At 50.4% G+C, this 20,736-nt stretch carries 21 protein-coding genes and 1 other annotated feature; of the genes, 14 read left to right on the forward strand and 7 right to left on the reverse strand.

What is annotated here, in order from left to right; translation table 11 throughout:
- The 6 genes from DX130_RS20440 (at position 1) to DX130_RS20465 (ending at position 6,652) form a co-directional block, all read left to right on the forward strand.
- Complete coding sequence (locus DX130_RS20440) at positions 1–1,257, forward strand: NAD(P)/FAD-dependent oxidoreductase (protein WP_116048558.1); 1,257 nt, start codon at positions 1–3, stop codon at positions 1,255–1,257.
- A gap of 65 nt (positions 1,258–1,322) precedes the next feature.
- Positions 1,323–1,586: a binding site (T-box leader), on the forward strand.
- A gap of 59 nt (positions 1,587–1,645) precedes the next feature.
- A complete protein-coding gene (locus DX130_RS20445) occupies positions 1,646–2,965 on the forward strand; it encodes an MFS transporter (RefSeq protein WP_116048559.1) in 1,320 nt (439 codons plus the stop codon).
- A 57-nt stretch (positions 2,966–3,022) separates the two neighbouring features.
- Positions 3,023–4,141, forward strand: a complete 1,119-nt coding sequence (locus DX130_RS20450) for a Gfo/Idh/MocA family protein (RefSeq protein WP_165861383.1) — start codon at positions 3,023–3,025, stop codon at positions 4,139–4,141.
- A gap of 223 nt (positions 4,142–4,364) precedes the next feature.
- Positions 4,365–5,240: a VOC family protein gene (locus DX130_RS20455; RefSeq protein ID WP_116048563.1), complete on the forward strand. Its 876-nt coding sequence runs from the start codon at positions 4,365–4,367 to the stop codon at positions 5,238–5,240.
- Positions 5,241–5,263: 23 nt separating this feature from the next.
- Positions 5,264–5,899, forward strand: a complete 636-nt coding sequence (locus tag DX130_RS20460) for an NAD(P)-dependent oxidoreductase (protein WP_116048565.1) — start codon at positions 5,264–5,266, stop codon at positions 5,897–5,899.
- A 102-nt stretch (positions 5,900–6,001) separates the two neighbouring features.
- On the forward strand, positions 6,002–6,652 hold the full coding sequence (locus tag DX130_RS20465) for a nitroreductase family protein (RefSeq protein ID WP_116048567.1): 651 nt from the start codon (positions 6,002–6,004) through the stop codon (positions 6,650–6,652).
- Positions 6,653–6,795: 143 nt separating this feature from the next.
- Here the strand turns inward: DX130_RS20465 and DX130_RS20470 are convergent, their stop codons facing one another.
- Positions 6,796–7,380, reverse strand: coding sequence for a hypothetical protein (locus DX130_RS20470; RefSeq protein ID WP_116048568.1), 585 nt, complete (start codon positions 7,378–7,380; stop codon positions 6,796–6,798).
- 196 nt (positions 7,381–7,576) lie between these two features.
- Between DX130_RS20470 and DX130_RS20475 the strand changes: the two genes are divergently transcribed.
- Positions 7,577–8,230: a hypothetical protein gene (locus DX130_RS20475; RefSeq protein WP_240644620.1), complete on the forward strand. Its 654-nt coding sequence runs from the start codon at positions 7,577–7,579 to the stop codon at positions 8,228–8,230.
- Here the strand turns inward: DX130_RS20475 and DX130_RS20480 are convergent.
- The gene (locus DX130_RS20480) at positions 8,182–8,838 is read right to left on the reverse strand and encodes an SIMPL domain-containing protein (RefSeq protein ID WP_116048570.1); all 657 of its coding nucleotides are present in this window, start codon (positions 8,836–8,838) and stop codon (positions 8,182–8,184) included. The two genes, DX130_RS20475 and DX130_RS20480, sit on opposite strands and share 49 nt — an antisense overlap.
- A 253-nt stretch (positions 8,839–9,091) precedes the next feature.
- Between DX130_RS20480 and DX130_RS20485 the strand changes: the two genes are divergently transcribed.
- The 4 genes from DX130_RS20485 (at position 9,092) to DX130_RS26570 (ending at position 13,094) form a co-directional block, all read left to right on the forward strand.
- Complete coding sequence (locus DX130_RS20485) at positions 9,092–9,949, forward strand: hypothetical protein (RefSeq protein WP_420818547.1); 858 nt, start codon at positions 9,092–9,094, stop codon at positions 9,947–9,949.
- Positions 9,950–10,232: 283 nt separating this feature from the next.
- Complete coding sequence (locus DX130_RS20490; RefSeq protein WP_116048574.1) at positions 10,233–11,390, forward strand: hypothetical protein; 1,158 nt, start codon at positions 10,233–10,235, stop codon at positions 11,388–11,390.
- Positions 11,391–11,392: 2 nt separating this feature from the next.
- Positions 11,393–12,826: an MBOAT family O-acyltransferase gene (locus DX130_RS20495; protein WP_116048576.1), complete on the forward strand. Its 1,434-nt coding sequence runs from the start codon at positions 11,393–11,395 to the stop codon at positions 12,824–12,826.
- A gap of 94 nt (positions 12,827–12,920) precedes the next feature.
- The gene (locus DX130_RS26570; protein ID WP_165861384.1) at positions 12,921–13,094 is read left to right on the forward strand and encodes a hypothetical protein; all 174 of its coding nucleotides are present in this window, start codon (positions 12,921–12,923) and stop codon (positions 13,092–13,094) included.
- Between the two features lie 173 nt (positions 13,095–13,267).
- Here DX130_RS26570 and DX130_RS20500 read toward each other — a convergent pair whose 3' ends face one another.
- From DX130_RS20500 to DX130_RS20510, 3 genes are all read right to left on the reverse strand, one after another.
- Positions 13,268–13,669: a hypothetical protein gene (locus DX130_RS20500; RefSeq protein WP_116048577.1), complete on the reverse strand. Its 402-nt coding sequence runs from the start codon at positions 13,667–13,669 to the stop codon at positions 13,268–13,270.
- Between the two features lie 162 nt (positions 13,670–13,831).
- Positions 13,832–14,239, reverse strand: a complete 408-nt coding sequence (locus DX130_RS20505; protein ID WP_116048579.1) for a bactofilin family protein — start codon at positions 14,237–14,239, stop codon at positions 13,832–13,834.
- Positions 14,240–14,241: 2 nt separating this feature from the next.
- Positions 14,242–15,219: a M23 family metallopeptidase gene (locus DX130_RS20510; RefSeq protein ID WP_116048580.1), complete on the reverse strand. Its 978-nt coding sequence runs from the start codon at positions 15,217–15,219 to the stop codon at positions 14,242–14,244.
- 247 nt (positions 15,220–15,466) lie between these two features.
- On the opposite strand from DX130_RS20510, the gene hisJ reads away from it, so the two are divergent.
- Both hisJ and DX130_RS20520 read left to right on the forward strand, forming a co-directional pair.
- Positions 15,467–16,297, forward strand: coding sequence for a histidinol-phosphatase HisJ (gene hisJ, locus DX130_RS20515; protein WP_116048582.1), 831 nt, complete (start codon positions 15,467–15,469; stop codon positions 16,295–16,297).
- A gap of 3 nt (positions 16,298–16,300) precedes the next feature.
- Positions 16,301–16,762, forward strand: a complete 462-nt coding sequence (locus DX130_RS20520) for a GNAT family N-acetyltransferase (RefSeq protein WP_116048584.1) — start codon at positions 16,301–16,303, stop codon at positions 16,760–16,762.
- Between the two features lie 16 nt (positions 16,763–16,778).
- Here the strand turns inward: DX130_RS20520 and DX130_RS20525 are convergent, their stop codons facing one another.
- Complete coding sequence (locus tag DX130_RS20525) at positions 16,779–17,201, reverse strand: DUF2500 domain-containing protein (RefSeq protein ID WP_116048585.1); 423 nt, start codon at positions 17,199–17,201, stop codon at positions 16,779–16,781.
- A gap of 82 nt (positions 17,202–17,283) precedes the next feature.
- A complete protein-coding gene (locus tag DX130_RS20530) occupies positions 17,284–19,083 on the reverse strand; it encodes an ABC transporter substrate-binding protein (protein WP_116048587.1) in 1,800 nt (599 codons plus the stop codon).
- 115 nt (positions 19,084–19,198) lie between these two features.
- Between DX130_RS20530 and DX130_RS20535 the strand changes: the two genes are divergently transcribed.
- The gene (locus tag DX130_RS20535; protein ID WP_116048589.1) at positions 19,199–20,713 is read left to right on the forward strand and encodes a DUF4153 domain-containing protein; all 1,515 of its coding nucleotides are present in this window, start codon (positions 19,199–19,201) and stop codon (positions 20,711–20,713) included.
- Positions 20,714–20,736 lie beyond the last annotated feature (23 nt).

Raw genomic sequence — 20,736 nt, forward strand, 5'->3', positions numbered from 1 at the left:
ATGACTATGATCTATGATGTCGTTGTGCTCGGTGGGGGTATAGCGGGGAGCGTGGCAGCGAAGTCGCTTGCTGAGCAAGGCTGGCGTACGGTCGTACTGGATCGGCAACGCTTCCCCAGACATAAGGTATGCGGAGAGTTTCTGTCGCCTGAATCCTTGGCGACGTTATCCCGGCTTGGGCTGCTGGAAGCCGTGCAATCATTATCGCCGAGCGTAATCAGCAGTACGAGCTTGTACCTGGAGAGCGGAGGCGTTATCAGGCTCCCGCTTCCGGGAACGGCGCTTGGCATTAGCCGCTATAGGCTGGATGCTTCCTTCCACCAAGCTGCTGCGGCGGCGGGTGCAAGCATTCGGGAGGGAGCTACAGTTATCTCGGTGAATATGGAGGATCGTGACTATACGATTACCTTGCGAAGCGAGGGACACACGGAAGTATTACGGGCACGCGCGGTGATCGCAGCTTGGGGCGGAGCAGGACTGGCAGCAGGAGGAGTGAAGGGGCGGAAGGAGCCTGATGATCGACAACAGCCAGACGATCGACATTGGTCTCATTCTCAGAGGCATGAGGGGGACGTCAAGGCTGCTCGACAGGGGCGCTTACGTTCATCTTCCCGGACGCCTGACTATGTCGGTGTGAAGATGCATTACGAGATGAAAGACTTCGCTCCGGACTGTGTACAGGAGAACAGCGCGGTGGAGCTGTATTTCTTTCGCGGGGGGTATGCGGGAGTCAACCAGGTGGAGGACGGGAAGGTGAATGTCGCAGCCCTGCTTGATCGTGACGATATTCCTTCGAAGCACCGCTCCGTTGCAGGGATGATGGAGGAAGCGGCTTGCCGCCATCCTAAGCTGCATGAGAGGATGGCGGCGCTTCATGCGATGCCCGCCACAGCATCGGCTGTATCTCCTGTCCGGATCAGCATGCAGCCCGTGGCGTGGAATGGCATTCCGCTTATCGGAGATGCCATCTGCCGCATCCCGCCTTTATGCGGTGACGGCATGTCGATGGCGCTCCGCTCCGCAGAGCTTTGCTCGCTCTACGCCAGTCGTTACTTGCGGGGCGAGCTCTCACTCGGGGACTGGGAATGCGAATACAGGGAGGCCATTATGCGGGAATTCAGCAAGCCTTTGCGCTGGGGAAGGCTCACAGAGTCTTTACTCAGCTCGGTGATCCTATCCCGTGCGCTGCCAGCCCTGGCAAGATTGGCGCCTAAGGCGGCGAGAGGCATGATTCAAGCTACGCGACTGCGTATCTGATAGCGGCTCTATCTTTTTTTGCAGCAAAGTGGTTTACAACTGACAGAGTGATCTGGTAAAGTATCACAAATGCAATGACGAGAAGAGTAAGCCTGCATGTCCATGTACAGAGAGCTCCGCCTGCTGAAAAGGAGTCATCGGATATAGGGTTGAACCAAGCCTCCGAGCGGCACATTGGAACGGGTGCGATCAGTCCCGGGATGGTGTGACGGGTGCTCCCGTTACAGGGCTAGAGTATAAGCATGTCTCATGCCGTACTTGAAGAGGTCCGCTTGGCGACAGGCTGGCGAATATGGGGTGGCACCGCGATGATCAATCTCGCCCCCAAGACTTTAAGTCTTGGGGGTGGGATTTTTTTGATCATTGAGGATGGAAGGGAGCCGCTACTATGAAAAAAGCTTGGTTGGAGAAGTGGAAGTATCCGTCTATTCTCCTATTCGGAATCGGATTATCGAATGTAGGGGGATGGATTTATTTTATCGCGCTGAATCTGATTGTGTACAATATGACCCAATCCGCTTTGGCGGTGTCGGTTCTCTATCTGATCCGCCCGTTATCTACGCTGGCAAGCAATCTGTGGGCGGGCAGTCTCATTGATCGGACGAACAAGCGCAGCCTGATGGTGGTATTGGATGTGGTTCGGGCGGCGCTGATCGTGCTTTTGCCTCTTTTTTCGTCTATTTGGTATATCTATGCCGTGGTGTTCTTGATCCAGATGGCGAGTTCCGTGTTCGGACCAGCCTCCGGCACCTATATTACGCTGCTCATTCCGCCGGATCAAAGGCCCCGCTTTAATTCGCTCAACGCCCTGATCGGCTCCGGCGCCTTCTTGATCGGACCTGCAATTGCCGGACTGCTGTTTCTCATCGGCTCTCCGGTGATGGCGATCTATATCAACGCGGCAGCCATGTTCGTGTCGGGACTGATTACGCTGTTGATGCCGAATTTGGAGAGGGACGCCGTATTGGCCGAAGAAGGCAGCCCCAAGCTGGAGTGGTCCATGATCAAGGCGGATTGGGGAACGGTATTCCGATTTTATCGTACGCAAATCTTTATAACAGCCGTCTGCCTATTGTTCGGATCCATTATGATGGTGATGGCTTCGGCCATCGATTCGCTGGAGGTGGCTTTTGCCTTGACGGTGCTTGGATTGTCTGAAAGCAGTTATGGCTTGCTGGTGAGTATCTCCGGAGTGGGAATTATCGCTGGCGCTGTCGTCAATACGGTAGTGGCAGGCAAAGTACCGATAGGGAGACTAGTAGGGTTTGGCGTGCTGGGCGTAAGCGCGGGTTATCTGTTGTATGCTACCTCTTCCGCGTATGGGGCTGCAGCGGTCGGATTTTTTGTCCTCGCGTTTTTTCTAGCTTTCGCCAATGCTGGATTTGCGACATTTTATCAAAACAACGTCCCGGTGGACATGATGGGGAGATTCGGAAGCATGAACGGGTTTATCGAAGCGATAGGGATTATGATTACAACGGTCGCACTTGGCTTATGGGCAGAGTGGGGATCAATTCAAGCGGCTGTGATCGCAGGTGTCATCGCTATGACCGTACTGAGCATTGCTCTGGGATTGCTTCTTCTCTACAAAGTCATTATTGTACAAAAAGTATCCGGTTCAGGCATTTCCGTGCAACCTGGCGCAGCCTATACTACAATAGAGACAAGACGCGAGTCGGGCTTAGGAAAGACGAATCACGTAGAGTAGCCCTGTCGTTCGCGCGAGCATTGACGCAAGACAACATCAAGCAGGGAGGCGTTGCGATTGGCTGAACAGCGGCGAGTGAGAATTGGATTGGTCGGAGCAAGCTGGTTTGCGGATCTGTGGTATTTGCCAGTCATTCAGAGACATCCTAATGCAGAAATTTATGCAATATGCAGCGAAGGCGGCGGGAGCGCCAGGCGGATGGCTGAACAATATGGCATTCCGCATGTATTCCTCTCATACGAGGAAATGCTGGAGAAGGCCGAGCTGGATGGCGTATGTATCATCACGCCGAACGATGTGCATATCACGATTGCGGAGGCTGCGATGAATCGCGGCATTCATGTTATGAGCGAGAAGCCATTGGCGCTTAATCTCAAGGAAGCGGCGCAGATGGTGCAAACTGCGGAGAGAAGCGGCATTATACATGGCGTTAACTTTACGTATCGGGAGCACCCGGGCGTGCTCCGAATGAAGGCGATGATGGAGGATGGTGTCATAGGGGAGCTGCAATCCGGCCACTTCGAATATACGGGCGACTATGGCGTTGCCGGTCCTCCTGGATGGAGAGGCTCTATAGCGAAGGGCGGCATAGGCGGCGTATTGGCTGACTTAGGCTCCCATCTGATTGATTTGGCGAAATACATGACTGGAGACGGCTTAGCCGAAGTTAGTGCAGATGCCTGCTTCACCCATCGGGACGTGAATTCGGATGCAGCTGCGGACGCGGTCATCTTCTTGGGACGTGCCTCACAAGGCTCTCAACATACATTCCGCACAAGCTGGATTGAGCATCAAGGGACAAAGGGACAGACGATTCGCATTGGTCTGAATGGCGAGCGGGGCATCATAGAATTTGCTGTCAGCCATCTGGGCTCCTCTCTATCCTATACACTGCATGAGGGCGGCAAGACGGTTGTAGATCTTCGGGAGGATGGTCTCCCCGCTTGGAATGAAGACGATCCGTCCTCGGAGTCGAGCTTCCGGCCTTGGCGGCTGACGGATCGCAATGAGGTATGGAAGTGGATCGACCGGATTAAAGACCGTAGGGAAGGCACGGCAGAAGCGACAACTGATGCACCTACCTTTGCTGACGGATATTACGTACAGGCTGTAATGGAAGCTGTCATGCAGGCTGCGGAAGAACGTCGCTGGGTGTCTGTACAGTCGGCGGAGTAGCGGCGATAACGATGAGTCATTTATGATTAAATAACTGCATTAACTGGATCAGGGGAATTATATCTCCTGATCCTTTTTTCGTGCGAGGTATTTGCTTGGATCCTTGTCGTGTGAGGCAGCTTGCATATGAAGCAAACAATCTACTTGACTTAAGTTTATATTGATTATATACTTAATTACAAATAGTAAGTAACAAGCAAAAATAGAGGTGGTGAGCTCGTTTATGGCCAATAAGCTTCATGCTAATACGCGCTTAGGCGAGGTCAAGCTGAAGGTAAGCAATCTGGAACGCTCTATTACGTTCTATGAAGATATTGTTGGTTTCCGACTGCTGTCGAGGACAGAGGGCAAGGCACAACTGACTGCTGATGGAAAAACTACGCTGTTGGTCCTGGAGGAAGTGCCGAATGCTACGATAACCCCGCGTCGCTCGTCAAGCGGACTGTATCATTTTGCGATTTTGCTGCCGACCAGGAAGGATCTTGGTTTGTCGCTACGCAGGTTGATGGATAAGGGCGTGCAAATCGGCCAAGCGGATCATTTGGTCAGCGAGGCCCTTTATATATCTGACCCGGATTTGAATGGCATCGAGATTTATCGTGACCGCCCCAGGGAACAATGGGAATACGATGCCCAAGGCTTTGTGAAGATGGCGACCGACCCGATTGATTGGGAGGGCTTGCTTGCAGAAGCCAAGGGAAGTCAGTGGAATGGACTGCCAGATGGTACGGTGATTGGTCATGTTCACTTCCATGTTGCTGATCTGCATAAGTCAAAGCAATTTTATTGCGATGCGATAGGCTTCGAAGTAGAGGCTGATCTGATGCGTCAGATGGGCGCGCTCTTTATCGGGGCAGGTCGTTATCATCATCATATGGGACTTAACATTTGGGCTGGAGCTGGTGCCCCGCCAGTCAAGCCCAATGGTACAGGTATTGAATACTTCACCATTATTGTGCCAAACGCAGTAGAACTGGAGGCAACTATCCTTCGATTGAAAGGGCTTGGCGCCGAGTTGGAGCAGCATGAAGCGGTATGGTGGACGACGGACCCTAATGGGATTGGAGTACAACTCCTTACAGCATCTGAATTCATATGACGGATAAAGGAGAGAATGGATATATGAAAGTCGGTATTGTTGGAGCTGGCGGCAAAGCAGGCAAGCTGATCGCGCAAGAAGCTCTTGGCAGAGGCCATGAAGTGACAGCCATTGTCCGCAATAAGGCAAGTGTTCAAGAAATAGATGCAGTCGTTCTGGAGAAGGACGTATTTGATTTGAAGCAGGCTGATCTGGCTTCCTTCGATGTAATCGTGAATGCGTTCGGAGCAGCGCCTGGAGCGGAACATCAACATGTTGACGCAGGGAATGTCCTAATCGATGCGCTGAGAGGCACATCCCTGCGATTGTTCGTCGTTGGCGGAGCAGGCAGTCTGTTCGTAGACGAGGCTAAGTCGGTCCGTGTGTTTGATACGCCTGATTTTCCAGCGGCTTACCTTGCGACTGCACAAAATCAGGGCAGAAACCTGGAAATTCTCCAGAATCAGCAAGATGTGACGTGGACATTCCTTAGTCCTGCAGCTTTCTTCCATGCAGAAGGCAGAAGAACGGGCGCATATGAATCCGGTCAGGATCATCTGCTCGTCAATTCCACAGGCGACAGCTACATTAGCTATGCCGATTATGCCATCGCAATACTGGATGAAATCGAAAATCCGCAGCATCTCAACGAAAGATATACCGTTGTCGGCGAAGCGTAAGCCTGTCGTCGGCGCGTTACACATAGATAAAGCGTTATTGGATAAGGAATACGTCATAAATCGAAAAAACCAACACGAACCAACTAATGGAGGGAACGAACAATGGGAATTATGGACACTTTATTTGGATCAGGAAATAAAAATGCGGAAACGCCGGCAGCAACCTTTTATGCGGCAGTTGAGGGAAGACGCTCTATTTATGGCATCAGCAATGAGCAGGTCGTATCGGACGAGCGCATCCATGAAGTAATCAATCATGCTGTGAAGCATACGCCATCATCATTTAATTCGCAAAGCGCAAGAGTCGTTGTGCTGCTGGGCGATCAGCATAAAAAAGTGTGGGATATTACAACGAATACGCTGAAGGCTATTGTACCGGCCGATCAATTCGGACCTACGCAAGAAAAGATGAACGCATTCGGAGCAGGCTACGGCACGGTGTTGTTCTTTGAGGATCAAGCGGTTGTGGAAGGGTTGCAAAACCAGTTCGCTGCTTATGCGGACAACTTCCCGGTATGGTCGAATCAGTCCAACGGCATGCTTCAGTTTGTTATCTGGACATCGCTGGAGCTTGAAGGTTTTGGCGCGTCTCTCCAACACTACAATCCGCTTATTGACGACGCAGTGAAAGCGGAATGGAACATTCCTTCCAACTGGAAGCTGCTTGCTCAGATGCCTTTTGGCAAGCCGGTTGCTCCTGCAGGCGAGAAGCAATTCAGCCCGCTTGAAGAGCGCGTGAAAGTGTTTAAATAAGCAGCAAGCATACACTGAAGTAAATGAGTGAATCAAAATAAAAAATGTTCATAGCCCGGTTAAATAGGATCGGGCTACGAACATTTTTTTGTTGAAAATAATACATTCCAGCATAATGTGCAAAGGCGGTGAATATTCCCCTCTTATTTTAAGTCCTGAGAAAACTCCGTCTGCAGTTCAGTGAAAATTATTTGTTTATTAATTGACTCTTCGCCTGAACTATCATTTGGATCAGTTCCATCAAGATTAAATTTACCAGCTTGCATATTAATGACACCGTACTGACCAAAAGTATTTTTACTTAAAAATATTAAGTATTGGCTATCTTTTTTCATGGCTGTATATCCTTCAATAGCGATTCTTTCTTTACCTTTAAAAGTCTGTCTTAAACCGACAGGCTCAATTACTTTAAGATCAACTGCATCCTCTTTCGGCCCCTTCAATACTTTTTCAACTTTAATTTCTGTAGAAGTGGCAATATACATAAGAATCCCCGTAGAAGTCTCTTTTGAAAGTACTTCACGATCCTCAATGTCTTTAATTGGCTTTCCTATAACAACCAAATCAGCCCCTGAAAACAACGCTTTTGATGTTGGGTGCCACTCATAAGAACCGGCCATAGATATGTCACGAACTGAATTATAAATGGCAAAATAATAGTAAAATACTGCTGCGAGGATCAAAACCAAGGCCAGTGAAATTATCGTACTTTTCTTTTTTAATATCATCGCTTAAACCTTACCTTTCAATTCGTCTTTATCATAATTTGAAGGAGCGGTAACATTTAAATTTACAAATGATCAAGTATACCCTCGACCAGTACCAAACATAGTTGGTACTATTCCGTCCAACCGCTCGTTGATATATTGGTACCAAGTCATATATATTCGACAGGCTGCCATTATGAACGAAGAGGTGACGGATATGACAGCTGGCAAGATGAACACAACTCATCCGCAAAAAACGTCAAAGCGTGCATCATATCTATATATTTTGCTGACTAATACAGGAACGGCATTTTCGAGGCTAATTCAATCCTTTACGAATGCTCCATACAACCATGCTTCCATCTCGCTTGATCCGGAGCTTAACGAGCTGTACAGCTTTGGCCGCAAGACGGCTCGCAACCCGCTGAACGCCGGTTTTATTCAAGAGGATGTGTATCATGGAACATATAGCTATTACCAACATACATCATGTATTGTCCTGCGACTCAAAGTGACGCACAAAGAGAAGGACGCCGTTAGGGCTGCCATCAGAGTGTTCGAGCAGAATAAGGAGCTGTATTCCTATAATTTGATTGGCCTGATCGGCGTCTTGATGAACCGTGAACTGGGGATCCAGCATGCGCGATTCTGCTCCGAGTTTGTGGCGGAAGTGTTAGGCAAAGGCGGCCTCAATCTATGGGATTCCCGCCCATCCGCTTTGGTTACTCCACATCATTTTTACGAACATCCACGATTGGAGAAAATGTATGAAGGACGTTTAACCGACTATCCGGAGCTTGACGCGATGAAGCTGTATCATGCTCAAGCGAACAGATACCAGACGCGCACAGCTGCTTTGAAGGTTAATTGACCGGGCTCAATCGGCGTAGAGGCGTCGCTTGCCATAAGCGCGCTTTTGTAGCGCACCGACTCACTATCTCTGACGATTTGCTGAACTTTGCAAGGAACGGCGGATATCGAGACGCCTAGAGCGGCTGCGATGCTAGCGGCTTTCGCTTGTGCATCCTGCACAGCGAGGGCCAGCGCCTCCGCTTCATGTTTCTCTGATTCGGAGGAAGCAAATGAAATATCGACAACCAGATTAGCCCCGCTTGTGACGGCGGTATCGATAACTTTGCCTGCTGCGGCTATGCCATCCAATGTGATGAGCAGCAAGTGGGTCACTTTGTAGTTGCGAAACACCTGCTTGCCATCTTCATAATCATATTGCGGTTCAACTGTATACGATTTGGTCTGTATGTGCGATCTTGGAATGCCGAGACCCGTCAGCGCTTCAATAATAGCGGTGGAGATTTCGGCATTCTCGCTCTGTGCAGGCTGTACATCCTTGTTCTCTGTTGCGGCGCCAAGCGTAATAAGGGTGCGGTCAGGTGCTGCGGATACGTGACCCTCTCCAACGACCTCGATTGTGAAATCACATGAGTTTTCTCCGCTATGGTTACCGGACATTCCGTTCATCTTATTATCCCCTTTCGAATCGGTTATATCTGTAGTTTAACGTATGGCCTTGCACGCTTCCACATGCGGACTTCTTATTGTAGATGATAGAGGCGATGGACAAATTCTGTCTGTAGGACTACGGACGGCGAGACTTCGGTCCTGCATTCCCATCTACTAATGTCGCAGGTAAAAATACAGCCTTCGACTGTAACGTTGTTGCCGTTCCTTCTGTAAAGTTGAGCTATCCGATTTTACAGGAGGAATGGTTAAGGTGACAGATCAGCCATTATGGTATAAAGGTGAAAAATGGATGTTGCTCACAGGACTTCTGGGCATCGTATTGGCGCTGGCTTGTGGCATAGGCGTTCTTCTGCTCGGCACGGACGAATCGCCGGGTTCCGGTATGGCTAAAGCCGTTTCGTTTAATGTGGCTCTTGGCATCTTCCTGCTTTCGACGGCAGCCGTGAGTCCGTTCTCTGGAATGGGACGGAAGAGTATAGCTTTCTTTCGCTGGTCTTATATAGCACTAGCGCTATTTTCTTATTTTGCGGAGACAGTTCAGCACGTCCGCGGGGTTAATCCTCGGTTCGTCACCGACGGCTCCGACCTCGATCAAGCCATTGCGGATGGCTTCGGGATCGTCGCTATGCTGCTGGCCGTGTTTTATTTGTTCTTTGCGGCGGCGTTTTTCCGGAAGAGAGCCTATCAGTTGCAGCCAAGTATTGTGCTGAGCGTTCGATACGCCATGTTCGCTGTGATGCTTTCTTTTATAGGCGGCATCTGTATCTCTCTCAACGGCGGCAGGTTCATCGGTGTAGAGGGTAATTTGATATGGTTCCATGGATTAGGTTTTCATGCGCTGCAGCTCCTTCCGATGATGGCTTGGCTTGTTGTGAAGAGCGCTGTGACGGCGCGTTTGCAACGAAAGCTTATTCATATTGGTGGGACTGCTTTCATAGGCGGGCTGCTGGCTATCGGCCTGCAAACCCTGCTGGAGAGATCCATTCTGGAATGGTCGCTGTTGCCGCTTACGGCACTCGCATTTTTCGTCGTGACAATGGTGTCAGGCGTACGGGCATATCTGGAAGTCGTGCGTTCGAGGAAGAACGGGAGGAGTCTCGTTGGATAGATCGGGTTTGCCAGGGTATAAGGCCGTTTTTATACTATAAGAAATGAAGGTATCTCTTCAAAGGCAAGCGCCAATGGAGGGGTGCCTTTATTTTATCTATTTTTCAATAAATTAGTAGGAAAAAAGCAACAAATACACAACATGCAGCGTTTGAAATAATATAGGCAGCGTCATTACTGGTAACATACAACACATCTATCCAATTGCTGTTGTGCGTGGTATAAATAATAGTGACATCATTCGACATCCAAACATTAGGTGAAAAGAGGCTTGTAGTACGACTATGAATCCTGAATTAAAGATTTCTTCGCAGACGGCTAAGCGGGCTGCACGAGCGAAAGCACCATACTCCAAGCTTCGAAAAGCAAGATATGGGTACTATGGCATTGCATTTGCGTTGCTTTTATTCATCCTGACACAGTTTGCGGCAAGTTATATGGTTAAGTTGGATACCGTGTATAAGCACAGGTTGAATTATGACATGTTCCTGGAAGACGCCAAGGTAATGGGCATTGTCGTCGATGAGATGGCCCGCGAAATCAAGGATAAGGGCTTGACCAATTATGCGATTCTGATCGGCAACTCTGTTGCCTGGGGCACGAATGAAAGCTCAGACCATTCCTTGGGCAGATATTTGTCCGATGCTGCCACAGCGGACGAGGACGACAAGCTGGAGGCGGTATTCAATCTGTCCGCGCCTTCGATTATGGCAGGAGATGCATACACGCTGCTTCTGATGCTTGATGAGCATGGTATCAAGACGGACAACGTTATGATCGGGCTTACATACTCTTCATTCGTACAGGGGGGTTCGGGCGTACGGAAAGTATTTTGGCTGGGGGATGATTTGAAAAAACAAGATCCGGCCATGTTCGAAAAGGTGCTTCCGCATCTGGAAGCCAACGGCTATAAGAATATGACGGGCTGGAAGGAAACCGAGCATAACGCTATCGACGCCGTCTCGGAATGGATACCGGTTGTCAAATATAAAACCGTGATCCAGGAATCAATTAAGCAAAGCGGCAAGAAAAGCGACTTAATGGGCGACCCGCGCGCCTGGGATGAAAAGAAATTTTCCGAGAAATGGATTACGTCGCCACAATATTTGAATTTCTTTAATCCGGAGCCGTTCGATATGTCGGAGGCCAACTGGAGCGTTTACTTTATGAATCGGATAGCCGAGCATCAGCAAGGAAAGCGGCTGTTCGTATTTGTGGCTGGAAGCAACGGAGAGCTCTCCAAGCAGGAAGTGACGCATCCTGGTTATATTGCCAATATGGAGAAAATCGATACCTATTTATCGGAGTTTGGTGCGGAATATGTCATTTTGCAGGATCGAATTGCGCCGAATTTATTTACCGATCATGTTCATCTGACCAAAGAAGGCAATGAGCAGCTTGCCCGCATCATTTGGGACACCTGGAAAGGGAAGGAATCTTAATCATGTTATTCAATTCACCGACATTCCTACTGTTCCTTGTTGTTGTCTTTGGTTTGTATTATGCGTTCCCACGTGGAAGAATGATGATTCTCGCGCTGGCGAATGCCGCATTCTACGCTTATGCAGGAGTAGGTTACTTCCTGTTATTCGGCGCCATTGTAGCATCTGTATACTTTATATCCAAGGGCCTACAAGGACCGAGAGGCAAGCTTGCGCTTGGGTTGGGACTGGCCGTGGTGCTGGGGAACTTGTTGTTCTTCAAATATTCGATGTTCCTCCTCGAGAATATCGAGAGCATGCTGGGGATGACCTTCTCGCTGCAAGGAACGGCATTTGACGATCGGATGATCGCACTGCCGATCGGCATTTCCTTCTATTCGTTCCAACTCATTGCGTATCTCGTCGATGTACATAGGGGGCAGTTGAAGCCTAGCCGCTCGTTATTTGAATTTTGGGTCTTTATCTCCCTGTTCGCTCATTCGGCAGCAGGTCCTATACTGCGGGGCAACGACTTTATTCCGCAGCTTCGCAATATTAGATCCATCCTATTTCGCGCGCCGCGCGTGAAGCTGGGTATGGCGTTCATCCTGCTTGGACTGTTCAAGAAAGTGGTCATCGTCGAGCAGATTGCACCGTATGTGAACGACTACTTTGCCAAAGCGCAGACGCTTAGCGGGGTTGAATCCTGGATTGCATCCTATTTGTTTGCGTTTCAGATTTATTTTGACTTCTCAGCTTACAGCGAGATGGCTGTCGGTATCGGCTTCCTGCTTGGCTTGCGTCTTGATTTGAACTTCAAAACGCCTTACCTCAGCGCGAATCCGGCCGAGTTCTGGAGAAGATGGCATATTACGCTATCACAATGGATTCGCGATTATATCTTTATCCCGCTTGGTGGCTCTCGCGTAGCTAATTGGCGTATCTATGCCAACCTTATTGCCGCAATGACGATATCCGGCATTTGGCATGGGGCTGCCTGGACCTTCGTCATATGGGGCTTTTACCATGGCTTGTTGTCGGCAGGCCATCGCATGTACGCCAAGGGCATCGCTCGTCTGGGCTGGAAGCAGATACATAATAACGGGCTGTACAAGGTTTTTTCCATCTTTGTGTTTTTCCATTTGACCGTAGTCGGCTGGGTATTTTTCCGTGCCAACAGCTGGTCGGATGCCCTCTATTTGCTGCGGAAAATGACGATGCTGGACGGCATACAGTTCTCGAAACAGCATCTGCTTCTGCTGGCGGTTATTGCGGGGTTGTATTTGCTCCATATTATGGAGTCCATCGTCGTATCCCGATTCCAGAGATGGTCGCTTGCATGGCAATTATATGTGCCTTCCATCATACGGGGAGCAGTCTATGCGGTTATCGCCGTCATCTTGCTTATCTTGCTCATGAAGGGAGAGTCAAGCGGTTTCATCTACTTCCAGTTCTAGCTTCTTCCATAAAATGCTTTCCGAAAGGTATAGATCGCTCTCGATATGAAAGACTAGAGAGTGGGGAGCATCCTATAGGAAAGGAGCGAAGCCGATGGAATTCACACTTGGCGCGGACGAAGTCGTTCGCCGGATTAAGCAGCTGCAATCGAGCGGAGGAGCAACGGGCAAGAAGCAGGTGAAGCAGAGTGATCCTGAGTTAATGCGGAATGCGCTGTTCTATTTTCCTAGCTGGGATCATGCCTTGAAGAATGCAGATCAGTTGTAAACCTTAAGCCTGTGCGATAGATACAACCAAAGAGTTAAAATAATAGCCATGTCACTGCCGCTAAGCGCAGCGTTGACATGGCTTTTTTGTATTGTTAAGAGATGCGGACGTGGGGCTTATGCCGATTCGCAGTCTCGATTACGGTGGTAAATGGATGAAGCGCTATGGCATGGTCAAGAATGGAACATAGAGAACGCAGCCAGCTTTTTGAACTGGTCTGCGTTCATGTAGATAAGTCCATTCTCTGTATAATAGTCGCCGGGATATTCATAGCTGTTCTGGAGCACGCTGCCGCTCCCCAACAGAAGAGAGAAGGGGGAGCCGTTTACAGTTAGATCGATCGTATCGGTTTCTCGATTATAAGTCAGTTGACCGTCATATTGATCTACGAGCTCAAGGAGCGGTTGATAGGCCGATCCATGGGTGGAAGCCAAATGAATAGCAGACGGGGCAGAGGTAGATAGGGCTAGCGCCGTGACAGGCGTATGTTCTGGCGCAGGTGGACTGGACAAGGCGCCGTATAGCGTTGCGGCAGCCAGCAGCATAAGGATTGCACTTTGGATGGACAGCTTCATTCGCGTACTCCTCCTCATCAGGGATGTCTGATTAGGACCAGTGTAGCGGATGAGTGTGAAGAGAGTGTCAAGATGATATGAAAGTTTGTTAAATCTCCCGCTGTCCACAGCTGGAAAAAAGAACCGAAGAGCGGCGTAAGAACGGCCGTTTCGGTTCTTTTATTACGAAGTTGCTTTCAGTTCCTTCTGGGATTGCGCTGCAGGCGCTGGACTTGCTGCCATCTTGCTGCTGCCGTTAAAGATGCCGCCAGATTCAATAATAAGAGACTGGGCCGTTATGTTGCCGTTCAGGACGCCGGTGGCGCAGATCGTCAGTTTGCCTCTCGCTTCGACGTCGCCGTTGAGCTGGCCGGCAAGCACCAGATCCCTTGCGATCATGTTGGAGTTGGCAACGCCATTCTCCCCGATAATGACATCACCGCTTGACATAATGTCTCCGATGATGGTGCCTTCAATACGGATACTGGCTTCGGATTTAATTTTGCCCTCGAAGATGGTTCCTTCACCGATCAACGTATCCGTCGTATCCGGATTGATTTTTCCGCTTCCCGATTTGTTGCTTTTGAACATGGTCACTTTTCCTCTCTGTCTTCTTTTAAATAAGGCATAGGGTCGACATGCTCGCCGCCCACGATTACCTCGTAATGAAGATGGGGACCCGTGCTGCGGCCTGTGTTGCCTAGCTCGCCAATTAGATCGCCTTTCTTCACAGTTGCGCCTACCTCGACCAGTCGTTTGTTCAGATGCAGATAACGGGTTTCTATGCTGCGCCCATGATTGATTATAATGTTGTTCCCATAAGGGTAGGTTCTCTCTGATAAGGTCACGACGCCGTCCGCGGCGGCATAGATGGGATCCCCCCGATCGCCTCCCAGATCCAGACCGGAATGCACGGCAGCCCTTCGAGTAAAGGGATCTCGACGCACGCCGAAGGTAGAGGTGATTTTGCGAGAATCAGCCGGCCATATCGTTGGCGTAATGTCCAATATGCGTTGATGCTTCAGCAGCGCTTCCTTCGTAGCTTCGAGGCTCGGTTTCAGCTCATCCATCTGAGAGGACATGGCGGACAGCTCCTGGAGCGTCTCCGCCGCCAGCGAATCGTTCGCTTGGACAGGCAGTGGCAGCTCCTCTCCCCCTTGACCGCCTTCTTCGATGGTCACGCCGGAAGATATCCGCACTTCGGATTCCTGAATGCCCGCAATCTCCTTCAACTGAAGCTCAAGCTCCGTAATCTCGGACATTCTACTCTCTACATGTTTCGCTTGTGCGGACAGGGCGGTCACATCGGCCTCCAGCGCCGCAATGAGATCCTCCCGTTCCTTAAGCTGCTCCTCATAACCCGATTCGGAGAGGGACAGCTGATGCTTCACATCTTTGAGAGTGCTGGCCTTTCCGGAAAATAATGTGATGAACAGCGCTGCGCAAATTGCCAGCAGTATAATAAGGGCGGGTATGAGTACGATGATAAGTCCAGGCACGCTGTAGCGCTGGACGGATTGATTCGCGTCCGGGATAACGACGAACGTGAATCGCTTCGACATCCACTTCATGATTTTCCTCCTACATTTTCCATTACGTCTTCAACTTCCTCCTATTCGACATATCACCAAAAAAATCCTTTATTTCGAGCAAATATGTGGAAGAATGATCGGAATGTTAAAAAATATGGGGACTCCTATGACTTTTGAACGATATTTACGGCGAGTCCGTCACATGATACGCTATCTAAAAAGGAAGCCTCGTACCCGTATGCAAAGGAGCATAGGAGCAGGGCGAAGGATAGGAGTCATAACAGGTATGCTGAAGTGGGATGGACATACACACACCAAGTTTTGTTATCATGGCAGCGATGCAGCACAGGAGCGGTATCTGGACAGAGCGATTGAGCTTGGATTCGAGCGATATACAATTAGTGAGCATCCTCCGCTGCCGCTTAATTGGATAGCGGATCATGACATATGGGATGAGCTTGCGATGCCGGAGGAGGAGCTTCCGGTCTATATGGCCTATGTGCAAGAGATGAAGCGGGCATACGAGGGCAAGATCGAGATTGCGACGGGGCTGGAATTTGATTATTTGCCGGGAAGACTCGATTATACGGAACGGATGCTGGACAGCTGGCAGGATGAATTAGAGGACGTTGTCTACTCTGTGCATTATTTGCCTGGCAGAGACGGCATGCGCTGTCTCGACTTCAAGGCTGAGCACTTCAAGGCTGAGCTGCTGTCGTATTACGGGTCGATGGAACGAGTGGTGAATGAATATTATGACCATGTTGAAGCGGCCATCCAGTGGGCGGCAAGATTCCCAATGCGCAAGCGTATCGGTCATATCAATCTGATCCAGAAGTTCCAACAGGAGCTGCCCCGGATTGATGAGAGTCTGATTCGCAGCAGGCTGGAGAGGATGCTGCCATTGCTGGAGGAATCGAAAGTAGGCGTCGATGTGAATACGGCGGGAATGCGAGTCGCGACCTGCGGCAAGCCGTACGTCCCAGAGTGGTTCTTGGCTGAATGCATGAAGCGGGGCATCTCATGCGTATACGGCTCTGATTCACATAAACCGGAGCAAGTCGGCTTTGGATGGGAATGGTTCGAGAAACAGATGTCGAACCCGAGAGAGGACTAGACGATGGAGAAGCTTGTCATTGAAAAAGTGCCGGCGAGCAGTCCCGAGCTTGCGGTGCTGATTCGGGAACTGGACCGTTATCTGGAGGGTTTGTATCCGCCAGAGGATATCTTCGTCGTTGATTTCGATGATCCGAAGACGAAGGAGATGGTATTCGTCATCGCATATGGGGACGGCGAACCGGTAGGCTGTGCTGGACTAAGGCAACTGGACGGGCAGTCGGCGGAGTTGAAACGCTTCTATGTAGATCCCCGGATGAGGAGACATGGCGTTGCCCGTCAGTTGTATCAGTACCTGGAGCAGCAAGCCATCGAGCTTAGCTGCTCCATCATGAGGCTGGAAGCGGGCGCTCCGCAGGTTGAGGCAATTGCGTTCTATGAGAGGATGGGCTTCTCCGAGATACCGCCATTCGGCGAGTATATCGGCTGTGAGTCCAGTCTCTGTATGGAGAAGCGAATCAGATAGATTGGCTTTAGAAGGACTACCCTGCGCTCCGTTCGAAGGCGACGATCCAGTCGCCTTTGATCGCGGCGTAGCCCGCATCGCCTTCCACGACCAATCCATACAACCCTTTGACATCGAGATATTCCTTGCGCGTGCCGTTATCGAACTCCAGCGTGATGTAATAATACGTGCGGGAAGACGAGGTTGTATGGCCAATCTGATTCTCGTGATGATGTTGATGAGTGTTGTGGCTCTTGACTTCCATTCGTTTGGTTACGACTCTCGCATAGGTATTCTCCTGCGGGGCGCGCGCGTTGCGGAAGTGATTCACCGCGGAGTATAGAATGGCTCCGAATACGATGATAAATCCAATGATAATGATGATGGGTACGGCTGTGAACATAAAATCGAATCCACCGCCCCTGCCGGGCATTGACGGACCAGGTCCGAAGTCAAACATTGCGATCCCTCCAAATCTGATTGTCGGTTGCGTCTTGACGCGAACTACTCCTAATACGTCCATCCCCTATAAATTGTTGCGTTTATCTGAACCACAGATCACGAAATCTGACCCAGCCCAGTGATTCCAGTGTGATGCCCTGGACGGAGGGGTGGAATGCCGTCTTTAAGTGCTTGCGGTAGAGGAACATCAGGAACTGCCGTCTGATCAACTCATCTTCAATCTTCATGAACAGACTAAATCTGCGAGCGGCATCCGGCTCCGCCAGTATGCATTGCAATGTATCCCCAAGAATATCGCTTGTACGTTTGTCCATATGCTGCATCATGCTTTTGTACAAATCGATCAGACGCAGCTCGCGATGCTCATCTAGCATAATGGCGAACAGAAGCAGATCAGCGGACATTCGGTCTTTGCCTTTGAATTGCTCGGCGGCAATGAGATGGATATGCACATGAATGCCTGCCTTGCCCAGCATTTCTTGGATCAAAGCAGCGTCATGCTCATATTGCGGGATGGTCGTTAGGGTAAGCGGCTCTCCGTCATAACCGCATTCACGGAGCATGGCGCTGCAAGTATGTTGGAAGTCCGCATCATCGACGCTTTGACTGTCATCCGCTGCCGGTCGGGACCAGAAGCTGCTTGCTTCCTCGATTACATCACCGGACAAGCGTCTTAGCAGCTCCTTCCGATGAATGGCATAATCAAGCACTGAACGGAATGCCGCATTGGCAAGCGGACCGTCCTTCAGCTCATTCACAGTCAGAAATTTGCACGTCGTTCCGGACTGTCGAACCTGCTCCCATTCGCCGCCAGCCATGCCTTCGATCCGCACATTGTGCATCACCTGGAACTGTCGGAGCTCCTCCATATCTTCTTCCTTGCGGTCCGCTCCAGCGGGCATCGTCCATACCTCTACCCGATCGAGGAATGGCCGTTCCTGGAAGTAAGAGGAGAAGGCCTCCAGAATCCATATGCCGTGGCTGCTGCCCGCCAGTCTGAAAGGGCCGGTCCCGACCACGGCTCCGCTCGCTTGCCCGAACGCTTCCCCTACCTGCTCGCATAGCTCTTCCGGCACGATCGAAGCCCGGTTGGTGGAGAGGAAGGAAAGGAACGCTTCGTTACGCGCCTTGAGCCGGAATCGGATTGTCAAATCATCCGGCGTATCCATCTGTTCGATTCCGTTGTATACCCAGCTGTACAGTCCGTTTGGCGCCAGCCGGGCCAGCCGGGTTAGCGTATACTTCACATCCGAAGAGGTCATCTCACGGCCATGGTGGAAGAAGATGCCTTTGCGCAGAAAGAAGGTCCACTCTGTCCGGGCTTCATTGGTTTCCCAAGCGTGAGCCAGGTGCGGAAGTACGGTGACGCCCCTCACATCCATCCGCACCAGTCCGTCGAAGAGCTGGTTCACCAGATGGGATTCTCCGATATAATGAATACGGGCAGGGTCCAAGCTGTCGATGGTGCCAGGCATAGGGAAACGCAGCGTATCGGTTCGCCGCTCGCCTTCCAGGACGGTCTGGAAGCCGAATTGTCCCGACAGCCATTGCTGGAACCGCCCGACCACCGCTGCGCCTCGTGGTTGAAGCAGCTCCAGCGCCGATTGCAGATCGCCCCTGACCGCCAGCTCTTCTGCTTCCTCCAGCATGAGGGAGTCGAGCGGCTTCGCAAAGGTAAGCAGGGAGCGATTGCCCCTGCCGCGCTTGGCTATCCATTCGATCCACCCTTCCTGTATCATTCGCTTCAGCAGAAGGACCATGTTGCGATGCGTGCAATCGAGCTTCTCGGCAAGTTCGGCTGTCGTCACTTCGAAAGGAAGCCCATCGGTCGATTGCGGATAGGATTCTCTTAATATGAAATAATGTCTTCGTATTTTCACATGAACACCCGCTATGCTACAAAATATGAAATTCTATATATGAAAGTTGCACTTTTTGTTCTTATTTTATAGGTTACAATAAAAGGGAGTTCATTACAAAGGGAGGTTATGGGCGATGAGAGATCCCGCGCCATGGCAGAGGCGATACAACAACATGTGGCTATTATCGATCCTTCTCGGCGTGCTTGGGCAATATTTGTTCGTGGGACGTCCGGCAGGCGTATCCGTACCGATATTCGTCACGTTGTTCTACTTATTATTTTTCTATGCGATGAAAGGAAGAATGGGAGGGTTCGACCGCTGGAGAGGTCAATCCAGAATGGGTTGGTTTCTGTTTGCGCCGATTGCACTGCTCTCCATCACGTTTGTGCTATTCGCAAATGATCTCTTCCGGACACTGAATCCCATCGTGTTGTTTATATTGATTGTGGCCCAGACGATGCTCCTCGCGCGCGGCGGCTCGCAGCCGTGGCATCGCCCTAGGTTTATCCTGGAGCATATCAAGCAATGGCTGGTAACCCCATTCGCGCATTTGACTACGCCATTTCATACGATGGCGGACTGGGTGAACAGCAGAAGGGATACAAGCAAAGCGAGATCGGTAGCAGGCAAAGTCGGCTTCGGCTTACTGCTGGCGGCTCCGCTTTTATTTGTGGTCGTCCTGCTGCTGGCTTCGGCTGATGGCATCTTTATGGCTTGGCTGAATAAGCTCAGCTCTGTATTCGCCGGCGGCTCTGTCCGCATTGGCGTGAACAGGTTTATCTTTGCATGCTGTGTAGCGATTTATGTTTTTTGCTATTTGTGGGGTCTTCTGTTCCAGAAGCGAAAAGTCCCGGATAGCAGCTCAGCGGAGCTGACTCCCGACGGTGATCCGAAGCTGCGCCCTGGCGTGGAGAGGGACAAGTTCGATCCGATATCAGCAGCTACGGTGCTTGTATGCGTCAACGTGGTATATGTTTTGTTCGCTGTGATACAGTTCACTTACTTGTTCGGAGCGGCGGAAGGGCTGCTGCCTGAGGGCACAGCATACGCCGAATACGCGCGAAGAGGATTCACGGAGCTGGTGATTGTCGCGCTGATCAATATCGGTATCCTGTTGGTAGGTCTTCATTTTATCGGCAAAGGCAGCGCACTGTTCGAGCGTTTGCGCCAAGCCATGCTCAGTATTTTGATGGGCAGTACGCTTGTGATGCTTATCTCGGCTTACAGCCGACTCTCGTTGTATGAAGAAGTTTATGGCTATACGCAAATGCGACTGCTTGTGCACGGATTTATGATTTTCCTTGGCGTGCTCATGGCGGTGGCTTTCGTACGAATCTGGTATACCAGGTTCTCATTAGCGAAAATATATATTGCTCTGGCTATAACTTCGTACGTAATTATGAATTTCGCGAACATTGATGCCCGTATTGCCGTCAATAATAGTACACGGTTCGAGGAGACAGGGAAAATCGATATGTACTATTTGAATACATTATCGGCCGATGCCGCACCTGCGCTTGCGAAGCTATGGGCGAAGCATCCGAAATATACGCAGTTGGAGGATATCCTTAAGAGATACGAAGGCGAAGCTCTAGAGCGGAAGCATTGGCAATCGTGGAACCTGTCTTATCAACGTCAATTACCGTGATGAGGGAGTGAAAGAGGAGGTGG

Origin of the sequence: Paenibacillus paeoniae (assembly GCF_003388735.1) — a bacterium.
GTDB lineage: Bacteria > Bacillota > Bacilli > Paenibacillales > Paenibacillaceae > Pristimantibacillus > Pristimantibacillus paeoniae.